The sequence below is a fragment of the Gemmatimonadales bacterium genome, from assembly GCA_036279355.1.
In the GTDB taxonomy this organism is placed as follows: Bacteria; Gemmatimonadota; Gemmatimonadetes; order Gemmatimonadales; family GWC2-71-9; genus DASQPE01.
Genome location: DASUJH010000047.1, coordinates 13162 through 30163, shown reverse-complemented (window position 1 = coordinate 30163; position 17002 = coordinate 13162). Strand labels below are relative to the sequence as shown.

Annotated in this window: 15 protein-coding genes; 11 read left to right on the top strand and 4 right to left on the bottom strand. The window is 70.6% G+C overall.

Annotation, left to right across the window (positions count from 1 at the left end):
- Position 1: 1 nt before the first annotated feature.
- The gene (locus tag VFW66_11510; GenBank protein HEX5387322.1) at positions 2-2254 is read right to left on the bottom strand and encodes a DUF5916 domain-containing protein; all 2253 of its coding nucleotides are present in this window, start codon (positions 2252-2254) and stop codon (positions 2-4) included.
- A gap of 314 nt (positions 2255-2568) precedes the next feature.
- Between VFW66_11510 and VFW66_11505 the strand changes: the two genes are divergently transcribed.
- Genes VFW66_11505 through VFW66_11495 form a run of 3 tightly spaced genes read left to right on the top strand, consistent with a single transcriptional unit; the run spans position 2569 to position 4551 of the window.
- Positions 2569-3168: a hypothetical protein gene (locus VFW66_11505; GenBank protein ID HEX5387321.1), complete on the top strand. Its 600-nt coding sequence runs from the start codon at positions 2569-2571 to the stop codon at positions 3166-3168.
- Positions 3155-3589, top strand: a complete 435-nt coding sequence (locus VFW66_11500; protein HEX5387320.1) for a phage holin family protein — start codon at positions 3155-3157, stop codon at positions 3587-3589. Before VFW66_11505 ends, VFW66_11500 begins: the two co-directional genes overlap by 14 nt.
- Positions 3586-4551, top strand: a complete 966-nt coding sequence (locus VFW66_11495; protein HEX5387319.1) for a DUF3618 domain-containing protein — start codon at positions 3586-3588, stop codon at positions 4549-4551. The genes VFW66_11500 and VFW66_11495 overlap by 4 nt, the downstream gene beginning before the upstream one ends.
- Positions 4552-4593: 42 nt before the next feature.
- Here VFW66_11495 and VFW66_11490 read toward each other — a convergent pair whose 3' ends face one another.
- Positions 4594-5526 (bottom strand): YihY/virulence factor BrkB family protein, encoded by a 933-nt coding sequence (locus VFW66_11490; GenBank protein ID HEX5387318.1) that lies wholly within the window; start codon positions 5524-5526, stop codon positions 4594-4596.
- A 151-nt stretch (positions 5527-5677) separates the two neighbouring features.
- Between VFW66_11490 and VFW66_11485 the strand changes: the two genes are divergently transcribed.
- Entirely contained in the window at positions 5678-6778 is a 1101-nt protein-coding gene (locus VFW66_11485; protein ID HEX5387317.1) for a hypothetical protein, read from the top strand.
- A gap of 14 nt (positions 6779-6792) precedes the next feature.
- Positions 6793-7944 carry a serine hydrolase gene (locus VFW66_11480; protein HEX5387316.1) on the top strand — a complete coding sequence of 384 codons (1152 nt, stop codon included), beginning with the start codon at positions 6793-6795 and terminating at the stop codon, positions 7942-7944.
- A 3-nt stretch (positions 7945-7947) separates the two neighbouring features.
- On the opposite strand, the gene VFW66_11475 is transcribed toward VFW66_11480, so the two are convergent.
- Entirely contained in the window at positions 7948-8784 is an 837-nt protein-coding gene (locus VFW66_11475) for a hypothetical protein (GenBank protein ID HEX5387315.1), read from the bottom strand.
- A gap of 48 nt (positions 8785-8832) precedes the next feature.
- Entirely contained in the window at positions 8833-10206 is a 1374-nt protein-coding gene (locus VFW66_11470; protein HEX5387314.1) for an amidohydrolase family protein, read from the bottom strand.
- Between the two features lie 108 nt (positions 10207-10314).
- Between VFW66_11470 and VFW66_11465 the strand changes: the two genes are divergently transcribed.
- From VFW66_11465 to VFW66_11440, 6 genes are all read left to right on the top strand, one after another.
- Positions 10315-13020 (top strand): protein kinase, encoded by a 2706-nt coding sequence (locus VFW66_11465; protein HEX5387313.1) that lies wholly within the window; start codon positions 10315-10317, stop codon positions 13018-13020.
- Positions 13021-13024: 4 nt separating this feature from the next.
- The gene (locus tag VFW66_11460) at positions 13025-13684 is read left to right on the top strand and encodes a PilZ domain-containing protein (GenBank protein ID HEX5387312.1); all 660 of its coding nucleotides are present in this window, start codon (positions 13025-13027) and stop codon (positions 13682-13684) included.
- Between the two features lie 122 nt (positions 13685-13806).
- Positions 13807-14367 (top strand): hypothetical protein, encoded by a 561-nt coding sequence (locus tag VFW66_11455; protein ID HEX5387311.1) that lies wholly within the window; start codon positions 13807-13809, stop codon positions 14365-14367.
- Positions 14355-15317 (top strand): MBL fold metallo-hydrolase, encoded by a 963-nt coding sequence (locus tag VFW66_11450; GenBank protein ID HEX5387310.1) that lies wholly within the window; start codon positions 14355-14357, stop codon positions 15315-15317. Before VFW66_11455 ends, VFW66_11450 begins: the two co-directional genes overlap by 13 nt.
- A complete protein-coding gene (locus tag VFW66_11445) occupies positions 15314-15979 on the top strand; it encodes a hypothetical protein (GenBank protein ID HEX5387309.1) in 666 nt (221 codons plus the stop codon). The genes VFW66_11450 and VFW66_11445 overlap by 4 nt, the downstream gene beginning before the upstream one ends.
- 197 nt (positions 15980-16176) lie before the next feature.
- A complete protein-coding gene (locus tag VFW66_11440) occupies positions 16177-16887 on the top strand; it encodes a hypothetical protein (protein HEX5387308.1) in 711 nt (236 codons plus the stop codon).
- Positions 16888-17002: the final 115 nt, after the last annotated feature.

Here is a 17002-nt window from a genome sequence, read left to right as displayed (position 1 = left end):
TTCAGGGTCGGAGGGCGTAGCCCAGCTTGACGAAGAAGGTGCGGCTCTGCTGGAGCAGGCGGCCGGTGTCGGTGCCGAACCGCCCGTCGGAATAGCCGACGAACGCCACGGTCTGCGGGTTGAGCTTATACGAAAAGAGGAGTTGGGTGAAGAGCGACTTGTCGATCGGCGCCACCGTGAAGAGGTAGGCCGCCGTGTTGCGGTCCACGTGCTCCCACTGCGCGATGGCGCGGAAGAAAATGCGGGTGCCCACGTAGTACACCACCCTCCCTTGCAGCAGGTTGGCGGTGAACACCCGCTCGCCGGCCACGCTCAAGCGCTGGTAGTCGTGCTGCACGTTGAGGCTGAGCGAGCGGCCGAGGTAGATCTGCGCGTTGGGGGTGAGCTCGAAGGTGTTGCCGGTGCGGTTGTTGGCCACGTCGACATCGCCGCCGGCGCGCACCGCGAGACCGAGCTTGGCCGAGCCCCATGGCTGGCTCTGCAGCGTGACGCGGCCCCAGGTGAAGTCGTGACCCAGCGTGGCAAGCTGTTGGAAGTCGCGATATCCCTCGAGCTGGACCGACGTCTGCGCCGGCCCCAGGTAGAACGCGTTGAGGCCGGTGGAGTGGTCGGTCACGTCCCAGGTGTGGTCGGTGGTGATGCTGCCGGTGGCGCCGAACTGCAACTGGGTGAACGGCTGGCCGGGCGCGCCGAAGACAGTGCGGGTGAGGCTCGCGACGGCGTCGCGAAAATCCACCCGGGGCACGAAGCCGGCATCGGCGCGGAAGTCGGGGCTCAGCTCGTCGAGGTCCAGCGTGGCCGTCCAGTCGCGGTCGGCGTGGAGGTAGGACGCCCGGAGCCCGACCCCGGTAAACCTCCCGAGCGGCTGCGAGAACGCGCGAGCCACCGCGTCGGGATATTCGGTCTCCGAGCCGAGGGCCTGGAGGCGCACCGAATTCGCCGGTGAGAGCTGGATGAACGCATCGGCGCCGGCAACCCGGTTGCTATAGCCGTCGAAGCTCTCCCGCCCGGTGTAGAGCGCGCCCACGTATGACGCCTGTCCCACATCCTGCCGGAAGCGCAGCGCGCTCGTCACCGTGTTGGTGGTGAGCGACGTGTCGGTCGTGCCCTGATTCGACGGGAAAACGATGTTGGTGAGCCGGTCGTGGGCCGCAAAGGCGCCGACGCCGGCCGAGCCCCACTTGCCGCTGAACTTGAGTCCCCCGGTCGGGTCGGCCACGGTGCGGGTGAACACGGCCTGGATCGGCGTCTGAAAGAAATCGGCGCCCTCCAGAAAGAACGGGCGCCGCTCGGGAAAGAAGAGTGCAAAGCGCGTATTGACCGCGAGCTGCGCCACGTCGGCCTCGACCTGGGAAAAGTCGGGGTTGGCTGTGGCATTGAGCGAGAGGTTGGAGGTGACGCCCCAGCGGAGATCGAGCCCCGGATCCACTTTCACGCTGCCCGACTGGAGCGGCCCGTCGGGAAAGGCGTCGCGCTGGTCGGTGCGGTGGGAAGTGAGCGTAGGATACAGCTCGACGTTGTTGCCCGGCGTGATGCCCGCGAATCCGGTGACCTTGTTCGCCTGGCAGAGGAGGCAGGCGTTGTTCCGGTCGTTGGGTGCCGAGCGCATCCGGTGCCGGGCGCTCCGGGGCCAGGAGCGCTCGAGGATGAGTCCCCAGGTTTCCTCGCCCGACGACTCCGGAAAGCGGAGCGAGCGGAACGGAATCCGGAGCTCCACCGTGTAGCCGTCCGCGTCGATGTGCCCCGCCGATTGCCAGATCGCGTCCCACGAAAAATCCTCGAAGCCTTCGGCCGTGGAGAGCAGCGCGTCCATCTGCACGCCGACCGCGTTCACCCGGAACTGGAACGCCCGGCGCTCGTCGTTGGAGGTATCGAGCAGCAGCACGATGTGGTCGTCGCCGACGGTGCGGTCGAGGTCGTCGCGGTCGGCGTAGTGGGCCCGGATTGCCGAGGGGTTGGGATCGAAGGCGCGGCAGCCGACGTACAGGTTGCTCGGGTCGTAAGTGACTCGGCAGTTGGTTGCGACCGGCGGTGCGACGTTGTCGCCCGGGAACCACTCGTACTGGATCGGGATGAGCGTCGCATCGCGCCAGGCGGCCTCGTCCATCCGGCCATCTACGGCGATCGGTCCCGTGGCGGCCGTGATGTGGTAGCTCGCGGCGGCCGGCAGCCGCGATGGGGTCGGGGGTGGGGCGTCCGGTTGGGCCGAAGGGGCCGCCTGCGCGGCTGCGGGGTGCGGCGCAAGGACCGCCATGGCGGCGCATGCGGCGGCGCCACAGGCCGCGGCCCGGCATGCGGAGGCTGCGCGCATGGCGGCTGTCCGCGCGAGGGGTACCCGCATGGGGCGCCCCGCCGTGCGAAGGCGCGGCGTGATCCACGGCCAAGCTGGTTGAGGCATGCGATGATACGACGGGCGCATGGGAAGAATGGTTGCAGCGTCGCGGGACGGTGATCTGCGGCACGGCAACCGCCCGTCCCGAAGGCGATTACTGCCCGTTCCCGGAGGTGCAATGCGTTCCTAGCGGCCGATCCGTTCAGGACCGATGGCACGAACGAAGGAGACACGATATGGCGGCGTCAGAGTCGGGCCTGGGCCAGCAGGTCCGTGACATGAAAGACGAGGCGCTCGACAAGGGCAAGACCTCGTTGCGGGAGGCAAAGGACCGTGCCAGCTCGCGCTTGGGCGAGCGCAAGCAGCACATGGCGGATCGGATCGGCGGGGTGGCCGACGCATTCCGCCGGACGGGCGACAATCTCCGCGCCGAGAACGATAGCAACGCGGCGGGCATCGCGGACAGGGTGGCCGATCAGGCCCAACGTGCGGCGGATTACGTCCGGCAACTCGACGTCCGAGATGCCAAGGACGACCTAGTCCGGTTCGCGCGCCGCGAGCCGGCCTGGGTCATCGGCGGTGCCTTCGCCGTCGGCCTCCTGGGCGCACGGTTCCTCAAGAGCTCCGAGCCGGAGAGCCGCGATTACGAGGACTACGGCGGGTATCGCTATGCCCGGACCGGCTCGGGCCAGACCGCTTCCCCCCGAACCGATTTCACCCAGCCGAACTACGCCACTGGCTACGACCCGCGGGGCTATACCCCGCCGGGCTATACCGAGCCCGAATGCACCGACCTCGAGGATCGAGGCAGCGGAGGGTACAATGCCGGAGTTTAGGCGGGAACGTCCGCTCGGCCAGGCGCCCACCATCGGGCAGGAGCGGAGCCTGGGCGAGTTGTTCGGCGAGCTGTCGGAGGACATGACGCTGCTCGTGCGGCAGGAGATCCAGCTCGCGCGGACCGAGCTCAGCGACAAGATCTCGCACGCGTCCAGGGACGTGATGTCGCTCGCCACCGGCGGCGTCGGCGCGCTCCTCGGCGCGCTCGCGATCGTGGCGGCGGTGATCCTCTTCCTCACCCAGGTGGTCGGCATCGTGGCGTGGCTCTCGGCGCTCATCGTGGGCGTCGTGCTCGGCATCGTCGGCTACATCATGCTGCGCGGCGCCTTCAAGGACCTGAAGCGGGTCGACCCAAAGCCGCAGCGAACCATCCAGACCCTCAAAGGCGACTTCGAGTGGGCAAAGGAGCAACGGTCATGACGGACTATCAACGCCGGACCGATCGGGGTACCGATTCGGAGGACACGAGGCAGCTCGAGCGCGACATCGAGAGCACCCGGGCCCGGATGAGCCGGGATCTCGATGAGCTCGGTGAGCGGCTCCGGCCGAGCAACATCGCCCACGAAGCGGCGGCGAACGTGAGCGCGCGCGCGCGCGAGACCGGCTACCAGCTCGCCGACTTCGTCCGCGACAACTCGCTCGCGGTGGCAGCGATGGGCCTCGGCGCCACCTGGTTCTTCACCCAGCGCACCCGCGGCGGGCCGGTCTCGGGCGACCGGATGGCGCGCTACTCGTACGAGGGCTCGTACACCGGCCCTGAGCGGCGGCGCTCGAGCGGCAGCATCGCCGCGCCGCTCAAGGAGAAGGCGTGGGAGGCGGGCGAGAGCATCCGCGAGACCGGCAGAAACGTCTCCGAGAGGGTGTCCGACACCGCGAGCGATTTCGCCAACCGCGCCGAGGATGCGGCGGGACGGGCGAAAGAGAAGGCGAGCGAGTGGACCAGCGATGCGAAGGACAAGGCCGCCGAGATCGGCGAGCGCGCCCGCTGGCAGACCCGGCGAGCCCGGAATCGGTTCGCGGAGATCGTCGAGCAGAATCCGCTCGCCGTTGCGGCGGGCGCGCTCGTGCTCGGCCTCACCATCGGGTTCGTCCTGCCGAGCACGTCGAAGGAGGACGAGTGGATGGGGCCGGCGCGCGATCGGCTGGCCGGACGGGCCGAGGCCACGGTCGATCGGGTGAAGGACGCGGCGAGCGAAGCGGCCGGTGACGTGGCCGACACGGTGCGCTCCGAAGTACCCGAGATCAAGGACGCGGTGCGCGACGCCGCGGACCACGTGAAGCAGCAGGTCAAGGAGTCGGCGGGCGACGTCGCGCAGCAGGCCAAGCAGGCGGCCCGGAATCCGTCGGCGGCTCCCTCGGAGACGCAGAGCCCGCAGGTCTGAGCGATCCGGAACGTCCCCGCGCCGGCTTCGGGCCGGCCGGGGTCAGCCCCCGCCGGAGTGCGCGCCGGCGGGCTCCGGCGTGTGCGGGGTGCGCTCCACCAGCACCGCGCCTTTCTCAGGGCGGATCCCGCCGTGCCGGCGGGCCCATACCTGGGTCAGCTCCGCGCCGAAGAGGAGGATGTTCGAGGAGTAGTAGATCCAGAGCAGCAGGAGCGCGAGCGACCCCGCGGCGCCGAAGACCTCACCCGGGTTGGTCCTCCCGAGATACAGTCCCAACAGGTATTTCCCTACCACGAAGAGCGCGGCCGTAATCAGCGCGCCCACCCACACGCTGCCCCAATTGATCTTGGCGTCGGGCACCACCTTGAAGATCGCCGCGAAGAGCAGCGTGATGACCCCGAACGAGATCGCGATGTTGAGCACGTGGAGCACCGCCGTCGACACGGTGCCGCCCAGGAGACCGCCGAGCGCCTGGCCGAAGGCCGAGAGCGCGGCGCTGATGGCGAGCGAGACGAGCAGCAGGAATGCGATGGCGAGGATCATTCCGGCCGAGAGCAGCCGCTTCATGAGGAAGGGCTTGATACCGCCCTGGTTCGGGTCCGGCTTGACCTCCCAGGCCCGGTTGAGCGCCACCTGCAGCTCGCCAAACACGCCCAGCGCCCCGAAGATGAGCGCGGCCACGCCGAGCAGAGTCGAGACCAGCCCGCCGCCGGGGCTCTCCGCGTGCGCCAGGATCCCGCGCACGACCGTCGCGCTCGAGGGGCCGACCATCCGGTTGATCTGCGTCTGCACCGCGCCCTGCACGTCCTGCGGGCTCACGACGCTGCCCAGGATGAGGATGATGAGCAGCAGGAGCGGCGGCAGGGAGAAGATTGCGTAATAGGAGATCGCGGCGGCCATGCTGGTGCAGTCGTCCGCTAGAAAGTCGCTGACGCCCTGCTTGAGCATCGAGAAGATCCCGGGACCGCCCGCCATGGGCTCATGGTACGCCGGCCAGGTTGCGGGCGGTGTAAGGCTGGTCACACCGGGGTCGGCCCATTCCGTTGCGCATCCGCCGTGCGAGACCTTACCCTACCGGAGCACACGCCCCTGCGTCACGCGCCGCACCTCAACCGGGCGGTACCCGATGAAAGCCGACCAGCCGGGCCCCGCCCGACTCTCGCGGAGCAAGCGGCTGCTCTTCAGCCTCGTTCTGCTGGTGGGCGTACCGATCGGGACGTTCATCGTGATCGAGGGCGGCAGCAGCTTGCTGCTCCTCGCGCGGGATCTCACTCTTCACGACGACGTGCTCACCGAGCGGCGCCATACCGACTACGACTCGCTGCTCGGCTGGGTCAATCGGCCCAATTTCTACGACCCCAATCTGTACGGGCCCGGCGTGTACCTGCGCACCAACGCCGAGCGCTTCCGCAACGACCGCGACGTCGCGCCCGAGCCGCCACCCGGCCGGACCCGGGTGATCTGCTCGGGCGATTCGTTCACGCTGGGCTACGGCGTCGATAACGCCCACACATGGTGCTCGCGGCTCGAGGCTCACGATCCGCGGCTCGAGACGGTGAACATGGGCCAGGGCGGCTACGGCATCGATCAGGCGTTCCTCTGGTACCGGCGGGACGGGCGGCGACTCGGGCAGGCGGCGCATGTCCTCGCGATCATCACCGACGACTTCTACCGGACGAAGCGGCGCACCTTTCTCGGATTCGGCAAGCCGCTACTGGTGCTCGACGGCGATTCGCTGCGGGTGACCAACGTGCCGGTGCCGCGCTGGAGCTATCGATTCCCCAGGCTCGCTACGTGGCTCAACGCCAAGCGGCCGGTCATGGCGCAGCTCCGGGCCGCGGAGCTGTACGCCCGGCTGGCACCGCGCTTCAGCCGGCACGATACGCCCGCGGTCGACTCGGACAGTCTCAACTGGCTGGTCGCTCGCCGGATACTGGCCGAGCTCGCGGCGACGGACCGCGACGAGCACTGCACGCTGCTGGTGGTGTATCTGCCGCTCGCCGGCGATCGGAGCGACACAGACTCGGACCGCTGGCGTGCGCGCCTCGATGCGGCAGCCGCAAGCGACGGTTACCAGTTCCTCGACCTCGTGCCGCGCCTCCGGGCCATGGCGTTCGACTCGGTGGCGCCGCTCTACATCCCGCCCGGGAAGCTGGGCCACGGGCACCTGAGTGCGGCGGGACACGATTGGGTGGCGCGTGAAGTGGCGCGGGCCATATTTCGCTGATCCTGCATTCGGCGGTGCCGGTGCGCATTCAGCCACGGGTAATGCTCTGCCTCGCGTTCGCGGCCGGCCTGGAGGTCGGTTGCGGCGGGTCCGACTCCACGGCGCCCCGCCCACCCACGGCACCGCCGCCAAACGCCACGGTCGATCTCTCGGGCGAATGGACGGCCGCCGCGCCAGAGGCCGAAGGCGTCGATCCCGCTCGACTGGCCGCGTCGCTCACCCAGGCCGCGGCCCTCCCCGGCCTCAGAAGCCTGCTCGTGATACGGCACGGCCGCCTGGTGGCGGAGCGGTACTTCGTCTCGGGCGGCACCGATTCGCTGTACTCCGTCCGCTCCGTGACCAAGAGCGTCACCGCGCTGCTGGTGGGCCTGGCGCTCGAGCGCGGCATCATCCGCGACACCGCGGCGACGCTGGCCGACTTCTTCCATCCGCCGCTCCCCGCGCTCGACGCCGCGCACGGTGCCCTCACCGTCGAGAACCTGCTCACCATGACGGGCGGGTTCCAATGGGACGAGTCGAGCGCGGCGGGATACAACGCGTGGGCGCTGGCGCCGGACCAGCTCGACTACCTGCTCGCGCGCCCGATCGTCACCCCGCCCGGCTCCAGGTTCAACTACAACTCGGCCGCGGTGCACCTGCTTGCCGCGGTCATTGGCGTCGCGAGCGGCAAGCCGGACGGCACCGGCGCCGACGCCTTTGCCGACCGCGAATTGCTGCTGCCGCTCGGCGTCACCCGGCGCGATTGGGAGTACGACGACCGCGGCATCCCCAACGGCGGCGCCGGCCTCCTGATCCGGCCACGCGACATGGCGAAGATCGGCCAGCTCGTGCTGCAGAACGGCGTATCCGGCACGCGGACGCTCGTATCGACGCACTGGATCCAGGAATGCATCAGATCCCACGTCGCGACCGGCACGACGTTGGGTCCGCTCGGCCGGCTCGACTACGGCCAGCTCTGGTGGCTGGGCCAACTCGGTGGCAGAAGGGTGATTCTCGCGTGGGGCTACGGCGGCCAGTTCATCTACATCGTGCCCGCGCTCGACCTGGTCGTGGTGACGACCGCGACCTGGCAGGGCCTGGGCGACGGGGCGTACCCGCAGGCGGCGGCAATCATGACGGTCGTCGCGAACGCCGTCACGGCCGCCGCCGGCGGTACGGGCGGGTAAGGTTCAGCTCACCGTGATCTGCATCGCCATGCCGTGCGCGAGGTGCGGCTTGCCGTCCTTCGCGTCGGGCACGAAGCAGATGAGCGCATAGTTGCCGGCCGGCAGATCGACCGACGCGAACTGGTGCGTGCCCGGCATGATGGCGCTCACCCCTCCGTACAGGGCGCCGGGCGCGGGACCCTCCTGATGGAACGCCCAATCCGCGAAGTCCTTCGGCGACTTGCCCTCCGCCAGGCGTACGAGCACCAACTCGTGCGACTGCGTGCCGTGGTTCTCGACCCGAATCACGTGGCGGCCAGCGGTCAACGGCTTCGCGAGCTGAAAGCTGTAGTCCACCAGCGATATCGTCTCGTCCGCCGCCGGCTCGGTCTGGTTGGCCGGGATCGCGCCGGTCACCTTGAGCGGCCTGGCCATCCCCTTCATGATGTGCGGCACGCCATCGGCACCGGGAACGAAACAGGTGATGAGATAGGTCCCGGGCTCGAGCACCGTCGTGGCCTCGGCGGTGCTGCCGGGCTCGGGCGGGTTCGGGCCACCCGCGTCCGTCGCCCAAGCCGGTGGCGGCCCGCCCGCCTTGAGGGCCGCGAAGAAGTCCTCGGGCGTCTTCCCGTCCGCCAGTTTGATAAGCTGGATGTGGTGCAGCGACGGCCCCTTGTTCACCAGCCGGATGGTGGTGAGCCCGGCGGGCGTCTCGGCCGGCGCGTCGAATGCGAAGTCGTGTGCGGTGACGTTGAGCGTGTGGGCGCCGGCACCCGACTCGCGGGCGGCGCACCCGGCGACGGCCAGGGCGGCGGCGATAGCCGCGGCCAGGGCTGCGCCCGATCGGCGGCAGACAGGCATGACTCGACCCCGTGAAGAATGGTGGCCCAACATAACGTCCGGTCCCGCTCAGCGCACCCGTTGCCCGTCCTTCATGACGAACCGCACCCGCCGGAGCGCGGTGATGTCGCGGGTGGGGTCGCCCTCCACCGCGATGAGGTCGGCGAGGAGTCCGGGCGCCACGCGGCCGACTTTCGCGTCGAGGTGAAAGATCCGTGCGTTGCCGCTCGTGGCCGCTCGCGCCGCGGCGAGCGGGGTCATGCCGTACTCGACCATCCCCTCGAGCTCGCGCACGTTCTCGCCGTGGGGAAAGACGCCCACGTCGCCGCCGAAGCAGATGGTGACGCCGGCATCCAGTGCCGCGCGAAAGCTCTTGCGCTTGTTCACGATCCTCGGGGTCGGCGCGTCGCGGCCCTTTACCCAGTGATCGAAATACTCAGCGTACGCCTCGACCGCGGCGATCGTGGGGCAGAGCGCCACGCCGCGCGCGCGCATGAGCCGGAACACCTCGGGTGTGCCGTTGTCGCCGTGCTCCACGGTCGTGACCCCCGCCAGCACCGCGCGGCGCATGCCCTCCGCCGACTGCGAGTGCGCCGCGACCGACATACCTGCATCGTGCGCCGTAGCCACCGCCGCGCGCAGCTCGTCCTCGCTGAACGTGGGTCGCGGACCGTGGTTCGGTCCCCACAAGAAGTCCGCGTACACCTTGATCCAGTCGGCGCCGTGGGCGATCTGGCTTCGAACCACCCGCGTGACCTCCTCGACGCCGCTCGCCTCCTCCGCGCCCTGCGGCGGCTCGAAGGCGTACTCGCGGCGGCGCGGCGCGTAGCTGCCGGTGGCGACGATGGCACGGGTCACGGCGAGGATGCGCGGCCCCGGCACGATGCCCTGCTCGATGGCACGCTTGAGCTGGACGTCGTAATCGAACGCGCCCTCGGTGCCGAGATCGCGCATGGTGGTGATGCCGGCGTTGAGCGTAGCCCGCGCATGGGCCACCGCCTCCGCCATGCGGAAGCCAAGGGGCTCCTTCAGGACCTGATCGTCCCACGGCGCTTCGTTGTAGGGGTGGAGGAAAAGGTGCGAATGGCCCTCGATGAGGCCGGGAAGGAGGGTCAGGCCGGCGAGGGCCACGCGCTCGGCGCCCGGTGGCACGGTGACCCGGTCGGCGGGACCGACTGCATCAATCTTGTTCCCCCGCACCACGACGAGCCAGCCGCGCGCGGGCGCATCGGCCACCCCGTCCCACACGGCGTCGGGCGCGAGCACGATGGGAGGCGTGGAATCCGGGGCAGCGGAGTCGCGGGCGGGCGCCGCCGGGCGGTTCGTGGCTCGACCCGCTACCTGGGCACTCGCGTCGGCCGAGGGCCCGCAGGCGCCGAGTAACGTGAGCGGAGCCAGCGCCAGGGCGAGCACGCGCGCGGCCCGCGGAGCGAGGCGGAACATGGCGGCGACCTTTCATTGGGCAAATGAAGCGGAGGCAGGAGAATCTTACGCCGCTGGCGCCGGCCGTCCACTCCGGGCAGATTTGACGCGTCCTCTTCCGGCGCAACGTTGACCCTGCCGCTTTCCGACCTCTCCGAGGCACTGCGCGACCGCTACCGGCTCGAGCGCGAGCTGGGCCGTGGCGGCATGGCCACCGTCTATCTCGCGCACGATCTCAAGCACGACCGCCCCGTCGCGCTCAAGGTCCTGCACCCCGACCTCGCGGCCTCGCTTGGCGCCGAGCGGTTCCAGCGCGAGATTCGCCTCGCGGCGCGCTTGCAGCACCCGCACGTGCTCACGGTGCTCGATTCGGGCGAAGCGCGGACGGCCGAGGGCGGCGCGAGCCGGCTCTGGTTCACCATGCCATATGTCGAGGGCGAAAGCCTGCGCGACCGGCTCAACCGCGAGCGCCAGCTCCCCGTCGCCGACGCGCTCCGCATCGCGACCGAGGCCGCGCGCGCGCTCGACTACGCGCACCAGCACGGCGTCGTGCACCGGGATGTGAAACCGGAGAACATCCTGCTCACCCGCGACGGCTCGACGCTCGTGGCCGACTTCGGCATCGCCCGGGCGCTCGGGGGTGCCGAGGGCGACGGCGCCGGGGCGGGTGGGCTCACCGGCACCGGCATGAGCATCGGCACACCAGTCTACATGAGCCCCGAGCAAGCGAGCGGCGGCCGCGACGTCGACGCCCGCACCGACGTGTATTCGCTCGCCACCGTGCTCTACGAGATGCTGGCTGGCGAGCCGCCGTTCGCCGGGCCCACGCCGCAGGCAGCCATCGCGCGCCGGTTCACCGAGACGCCGCGACCGCTGCGGAGCGTGCGCGAGACGGTGTCACCCGGGCTCGACGCGGCCGTCGCGATGGGCCTTGCGCGGGTGCCGGCCGATCGATTCGCGACGGCCGGCGAGTTTGCGCACGCGCTCAACCAATCGGCCGAGCTGCCGACCGCGCGGATGGCTACGCCCGGCGCGGGCATCGCCCCACCCGCAGCGCAGGACAAGACGCCTGCACCCTCCGCGCGCCGCCGCGTCCCCATCGCGCTCGTCACGCTCGGCCTCGGGTTCGTGATCGGGCTCGGCGTGCTCTTCGCCTGGCGGCGCAGCCACGCCGGCGGCGATGCCGAGCCGGGCGGTGTCCGGCGGCTCGCGGTGCTCCCCTTCGAGAACCTGGGCGAGTCGAGCGATGCCTACTTCGCCGACGGCGTCACCGACGCGGTGCGCGGCAAGCTCGCCGGCATCAGCGGACTCCGCGTCACCGCGAGCGCCAGCGCGAGCCAGTACCGGCACTCCACCAAGCCGCTCGGGACGATCGCACGCGAGCTGGGCGTCGACTACGTGCTTGTCGGCAAGATCCGCTGGCAGAAGACCGGCGGTACCAGCCGCGTGGAGGTAAGCCCCGAGCTGGTGGACCTCACCAACCCGGCGTCGCCCGCGACGCGCTGGCAGCAGCCGTTCGACGCGGCGCTCACCGACGTCTTCAAGGTGCAGGGCGACATCGCGGGGCGCGTGGCGCAGGCGCTCGACGTGGCGCTCGGCGCGAGCCAGGAGCAGGCACTGGCCGAGCGGCCCACGGCGAACGTCGCGGCCTACGATGCCTTCCTTAAGGGCGAGGAAGCCTCGCTCGGCATGGGCGCCATCGATCCGGCCGCCCTGCGGCGGGCGGCCATCTACTACGGACAGGCGGTGGCGCTCGACTCGACGTTCGGGGTGGCCTGGGCCCAGCTCTCGCGCGCGTATTCCAACATCTTCGCGCTCACCGCGCCCACCCCCGCCGACGCCGAGCAGGCGCGCGCCGCCGCCGAGCGGGCCCGCGCCCTGGCACCCGGGCGCGCCGAGACCCAGAGCGCACTGGGCGATTACGCCGCGGCCGTGCAGCGCGACCTCACCGCCGCGCGCGCGGCGTACCAGGCCGGGCTGGAGCGCGCGCCTTCCAACGCCGATCTCCTCGCCGCCACGGCACTGGCCGAGCAGAGCCTCGGGCGATTCGACGCGGCGCTGGAGCACTTGCAGCGCGCCGCGGCGCTCGACCCGCGCTCGTTCCGCACCGCGCGACGGCTCGCCATCACCTATCTCTGGCTTAAGCGCTACCCGGAGGGACTCGCCGCGGTCGACCGCGCCGTCGCCATTGCTCCGACGAGCGTCGCGATCATCCACGTGAAGGCGATCGCCCACCTGATGCAGGGCGACTTGGCCGGCGCGCGCGCCGTCATCCACGCCGCGCAAGTCGAGCCCACGACGCTCGCCGCCTACTTCGCGACGTTCTGGGATCTCTTCTGGCCGCTCGACGATGCGCAACAGGCGCTGATCACGCGGCTGCCGCCGAGCGTGTTCGACAACGATCGGGGCAACTGGGGGCTCGCGCTCGCCGGCGTGTATCACGTCCGCGGCGACGAGACCCGCACCCGCGCCTACGCCGACTCCGCGCGCGCCGCGATGGAGGAGCACGTTTCGGTGGCTCCCAACGACGCGCAGCAGCACGTGCTCCTGGGCGTGGCGCTCGCGTACATGGGCCGAAAGGCGGACGCGATCCGCGAGGGGGAGCGGGGCGTTGCCATCACGCCACTCTCGAAGGATGCGTGGAGCGGCGCGTACTACGAGCACCAGCTCGTCCGCATCTACATTCTCGTGGGTGAGCGGGAAAAGGCGATCGACCACCTCGCCGGTCTGGTCAAGGCCCCCTACTTCCTGTCGCCCGGCTGGCTCCGCATCGATCCCGCGTTCGACCCGCTCCGGGGCAACCCGAGGTTCGAGGCGCTTGCGGCGGGACGGTAGGCAGATGGCGTATCGACGCGAAGGCGAGCTGGACCGGCGCACGGCGCCCCGAGCCGAGTATCGCCGGACGGCGCCCGGATTTCTTTCCATCGACGGCTTCCCCTGCGCCGTGCGGGATCTGGGGCCCGGCGGCCTCCGCGTCGAGCCGGCTCCGGCCGCGCGCGTCTGGCGGCTCGACGAGATCGTGGAGGGCGAGCTCAAACTTCGGGAAGGCAGCGCGCTCCAGATCCGCGGGCGCATCTCGCGCATCAGCCGGGCGGGCCTCGCGATCGTTCCGGTGGACCAGGCGTGGCCAGGCGAGGCGCTCATCGTGGCCGAGCGGGCGCTGCTCTCGCGCGGCCGCTCGGAGCGGCGGGGCGCGCCGCGGCTCCCGATCCCGACGCCGCCCGGCGGCCGCGGCGCGCGCATCACTCGGCTGCGCGACGTGAGCGCTACGGGGCTCCGCTACGTGATCGGCCCCGGAGAGCGGGTGCCGGCGGTGGGCAGCATGCTGAGCGGCGACCTCCGGCTCGACGCCGACACCGTCATCGCGGTGCGCGGGCGCGTGGTGCGGCACATGGGCCGCGAGGTCGCGGTGGCGCTGGCGCCCCCGGGACTCTCGCCCGAGGTGCTGTCGCTCCTGCACGCGCGCTACTTCGGCGGGGAGTCCGAGCTCGGGCGCTGACTCCGGGCAGCCGCGCCGGCACCGCGTTGCCCTGCTCTACCGCGTTCGCCAGCCGCCGTTCCGCGCGTTATCATATCCCCGCTCCCCTCACCCCCTCGAACCTGTCGTCTCGGGAGGCCGTCATGGTGACCCTCGGCGCGCTGTGGCTTCCGATCGTGCTGTCCGCGGTCCTCGTGTTCGTGGTGAGCTCGGTCGTTCACATGGTCCTCAAGTATCACGCGTCCGACTACACGCAGCTCCCCAACGAGGACGCCGTCCGCGCCGCCATCCAGAGCGGCAAGCCCAGGCCGGCGCAGTACATCATTCCCTACGTGGCCGACTTGAAGCTGCTGGAGAAGCCCGAGGTGAAGCAGAAGTTTGTCGACGGGCCGGTGGCGGTGCTCAACATCCGGCGGACGGGGCCGATGTCGATGGGCCCGAGCCTCGCGCAGTGGTTCGTCTTCTCGCTGGTGATCTCGTACATCGTAGCGTATGTCGCGTCGCGTACGCTGCCGGCCGGCACCGACTACCTGCACGTGTTCCGCGTGGTCGGCACGGTGGCATGGCTGGGCTACGCCGGCGCCACGATCCCGGACTCGATCTGGATGGGCCAGCCATGGTCGGTCACGATCAAGCATGTGATCGACGGCCTGCTCTACGGGCTCGTGACCGCGGGGACGTTCGGGTGGTTGTGGCCGAGGTAAGCAAGCAGGCGGTGGACATCGCGCCGGTCGAGATCGCGCCCGGCGTTTTTCAGCTCGACCTGAATTTCCAGGGCGAGCCGGGCGTCATCGCCGCCTATCTCTTCGCCGACCGGCCGGATGCGACGCTGATCGAGACCGGGCCCACATCGACGGTCGAGACCCTTCTCGCCGGCGTGCGCGCGGCCGGCGTCGAGCCGGAGCGGATCACGCAACTCGTCGTCACCCACATCCACCTCGACCATGCGGGCGCATCGGGCTCGTTGCTCCGGCGCCTGCCGCGTGCACGGCTCTTCGTGCATCCGGCTGGCGCGAAGCACATGATTGACCCATCGAAGCTCATGGCGAGCGCCAGCCGGATCTACGGCGATCGGATGGACGCGCTCTGGGGCGAGATGGTGCCTGTCCCTGCCGATCGGCTCGTCGTGCTTCAGGACGGCGACACGGTGCGCACCGGCCGCCGCACGCTCACCGCGCTCGCGACACCGGGCCACGCGCGGCATCACCACGCGTATCACGAGCCCGAGGGGGCCCTCGTCTTCACCGGCGACATGGCGGGCGTGCGGCTGGGGGGCAGCAGCCTCATCCGCCCGCCGACGCCGCCGCCCGACATCGATCTCGATGCGTGGCTCGCGAGCGTCGCGCGGCTCCGCGCGCTTCGGCCGCGGCGGCTCTACCTTACTCACTTCGGCGGATACGCAGAACCCGAGGCGCACTTCGACCGGCTCATCGCCCAGCTCTTTGACTGGGCCGGGTGGACCGAGGCACAGCTCGAGCGGGAGCCGGACACGACCAAGGTGGCGGCGGCACTCGCCCGGAAGGGCGACGCGGAGATCACGGCGGCGGGCGTCGAGCCGCTCACCCGCGCGTACGAGTTGGCGTCGCCCTATCAGATGGGCGTGGACGGCTACGCGCGCTGGCTGCAGAAACGCAACCAAGGGGGTGCATCATGAACGGTCTCGCATCGCAGGTCAGCGGGTGGTTTTTCGTCGCCGCGGCGGCGCTCACGTGGCTCGGCTGGTTTCTGTTGCCGGCCAAGCCCGGCGCGTTCTTCGCGGCGGACGACTTCACCCGGATCCGCACCCGATATAGCGCGTGGATCTGGCTCTACCGGTTTCACATCTTTGGCTACGTCATCACGCTCATGGCGGCCGCGGCGCTCGCCGTGCGCATCGATGGCGCCGCACGCGCGCTGGCGTGGCCGGGGCTCGCGGTGCTCGCCGCGGGCGCGCTGGTGAGCGCGCTCGGCGCCGCGTTCTACTATCACATGGGCGCCTGGGGCGCGATGGACGTCGGCAAACAGACGGGCAACGCCGCGTCAGCGTTTCTTCCCCCGCTCCAGGTGGCCACGCACTACGCCACCTGCCTCGTGCGATTCGGGCGGGTGTTCTTCGGACTGGGACAGGTGGTGCTCGCGGCCGGACTCATCGTGGACGGCACGCTTCCGCTCTGGATCGCGGTTGCAGCGGCGGTGCTCGGCCTCGCGGCCATGGGTGTGACGATGCTCCTGCCGGACGAGCTCGAGCGCTACCGGCCCATCTTTCATTTGAATGCTGCATGGATGGCGGCGCTCGGCATCGTGCTGCTGCTGGCGGGGAGCGGCGCGGGAACGTAAGGCGAGCGATCGCCCCTGCGATTGCGCGAGGCCCCCGAGCGCGCTGGGGCCGGAAGCGGGTATCATGCACCCTGGCGGCCGCCGGTGCCGCGGTTCCGAGGACTGACCCTGCCGGCGGATTGACGTGGTTCATGTGCCGAGGCCGCCGTGCCGCCGAACCGCGGCGCCGGCTCAACCTGTCGCGAGGTTCAGTACAGATGCATCGTCCGCCCGTTGCGCTCATCACCGCCGTCCTCGTTACCGCCGTGCTCGCCGCCGGCGGCGCGTGCGGCAACTACCGCGCGGTGGCCGCCACCGACACCGGCGACTCTGACGGCGGCGGCGGCGCCCCCACGCCGCAGGCGGCGCCGCTCCCCGCGCCCGCGCCTTCCTACGCCAAGCAACAGTCGCTCGACGTCTGCCGCCGCCAGGTGGCGCGTCGGTGGAGCGTGGCCGATTCCGCAGTGCGGAGCACGAGCCGCGGCTACGACGCGAGCAATGGCACCGATCTCGTCAATTGGGAGGTGCCGAGCCGCGCCAGCGGTTACTGCCGGGTGGACTCCCTCGGCACGGTGCTGCAGCTCGCGACCGAGCGCACCTATGCCGGGCCGGCTCCAGCAGCGCGCGACAGCGCGCCGGCGCTGGCCGGCGATACGGCCGCACCCGCGCCTGCAGCCCCGGGAGCCGCCGCTGGCGCCGGCGGTGCCGACACGAGCACCGCCTCGGCCGATCTGGTTTCGCGGCAGCTCGACGCCTGCCGGGCTGCGGTGGTGAGCAGACTTCGGGTGGGACCCGCCGAGGTAGGCTTGAGCGCGGGCTCGCCGGACACGCGCGGCACGGTCACGATCGAGTGGAGCCTCTCGTCAGGCCAGCAGGGGACGTGCGTGATGAACTCGGCGGGGGCGGTGGCGCGGTTTACTGGGCCGTGAAGACGGGGGCGCGCACGATCCGGCGCCTCGGGCTCACCCGGGTTTTCAGCACCGATCCATCTCGGCGCGCCGGCATCCCGAGCGTACTCCCCAAGGCGTGCCATGCCGCCGCCGA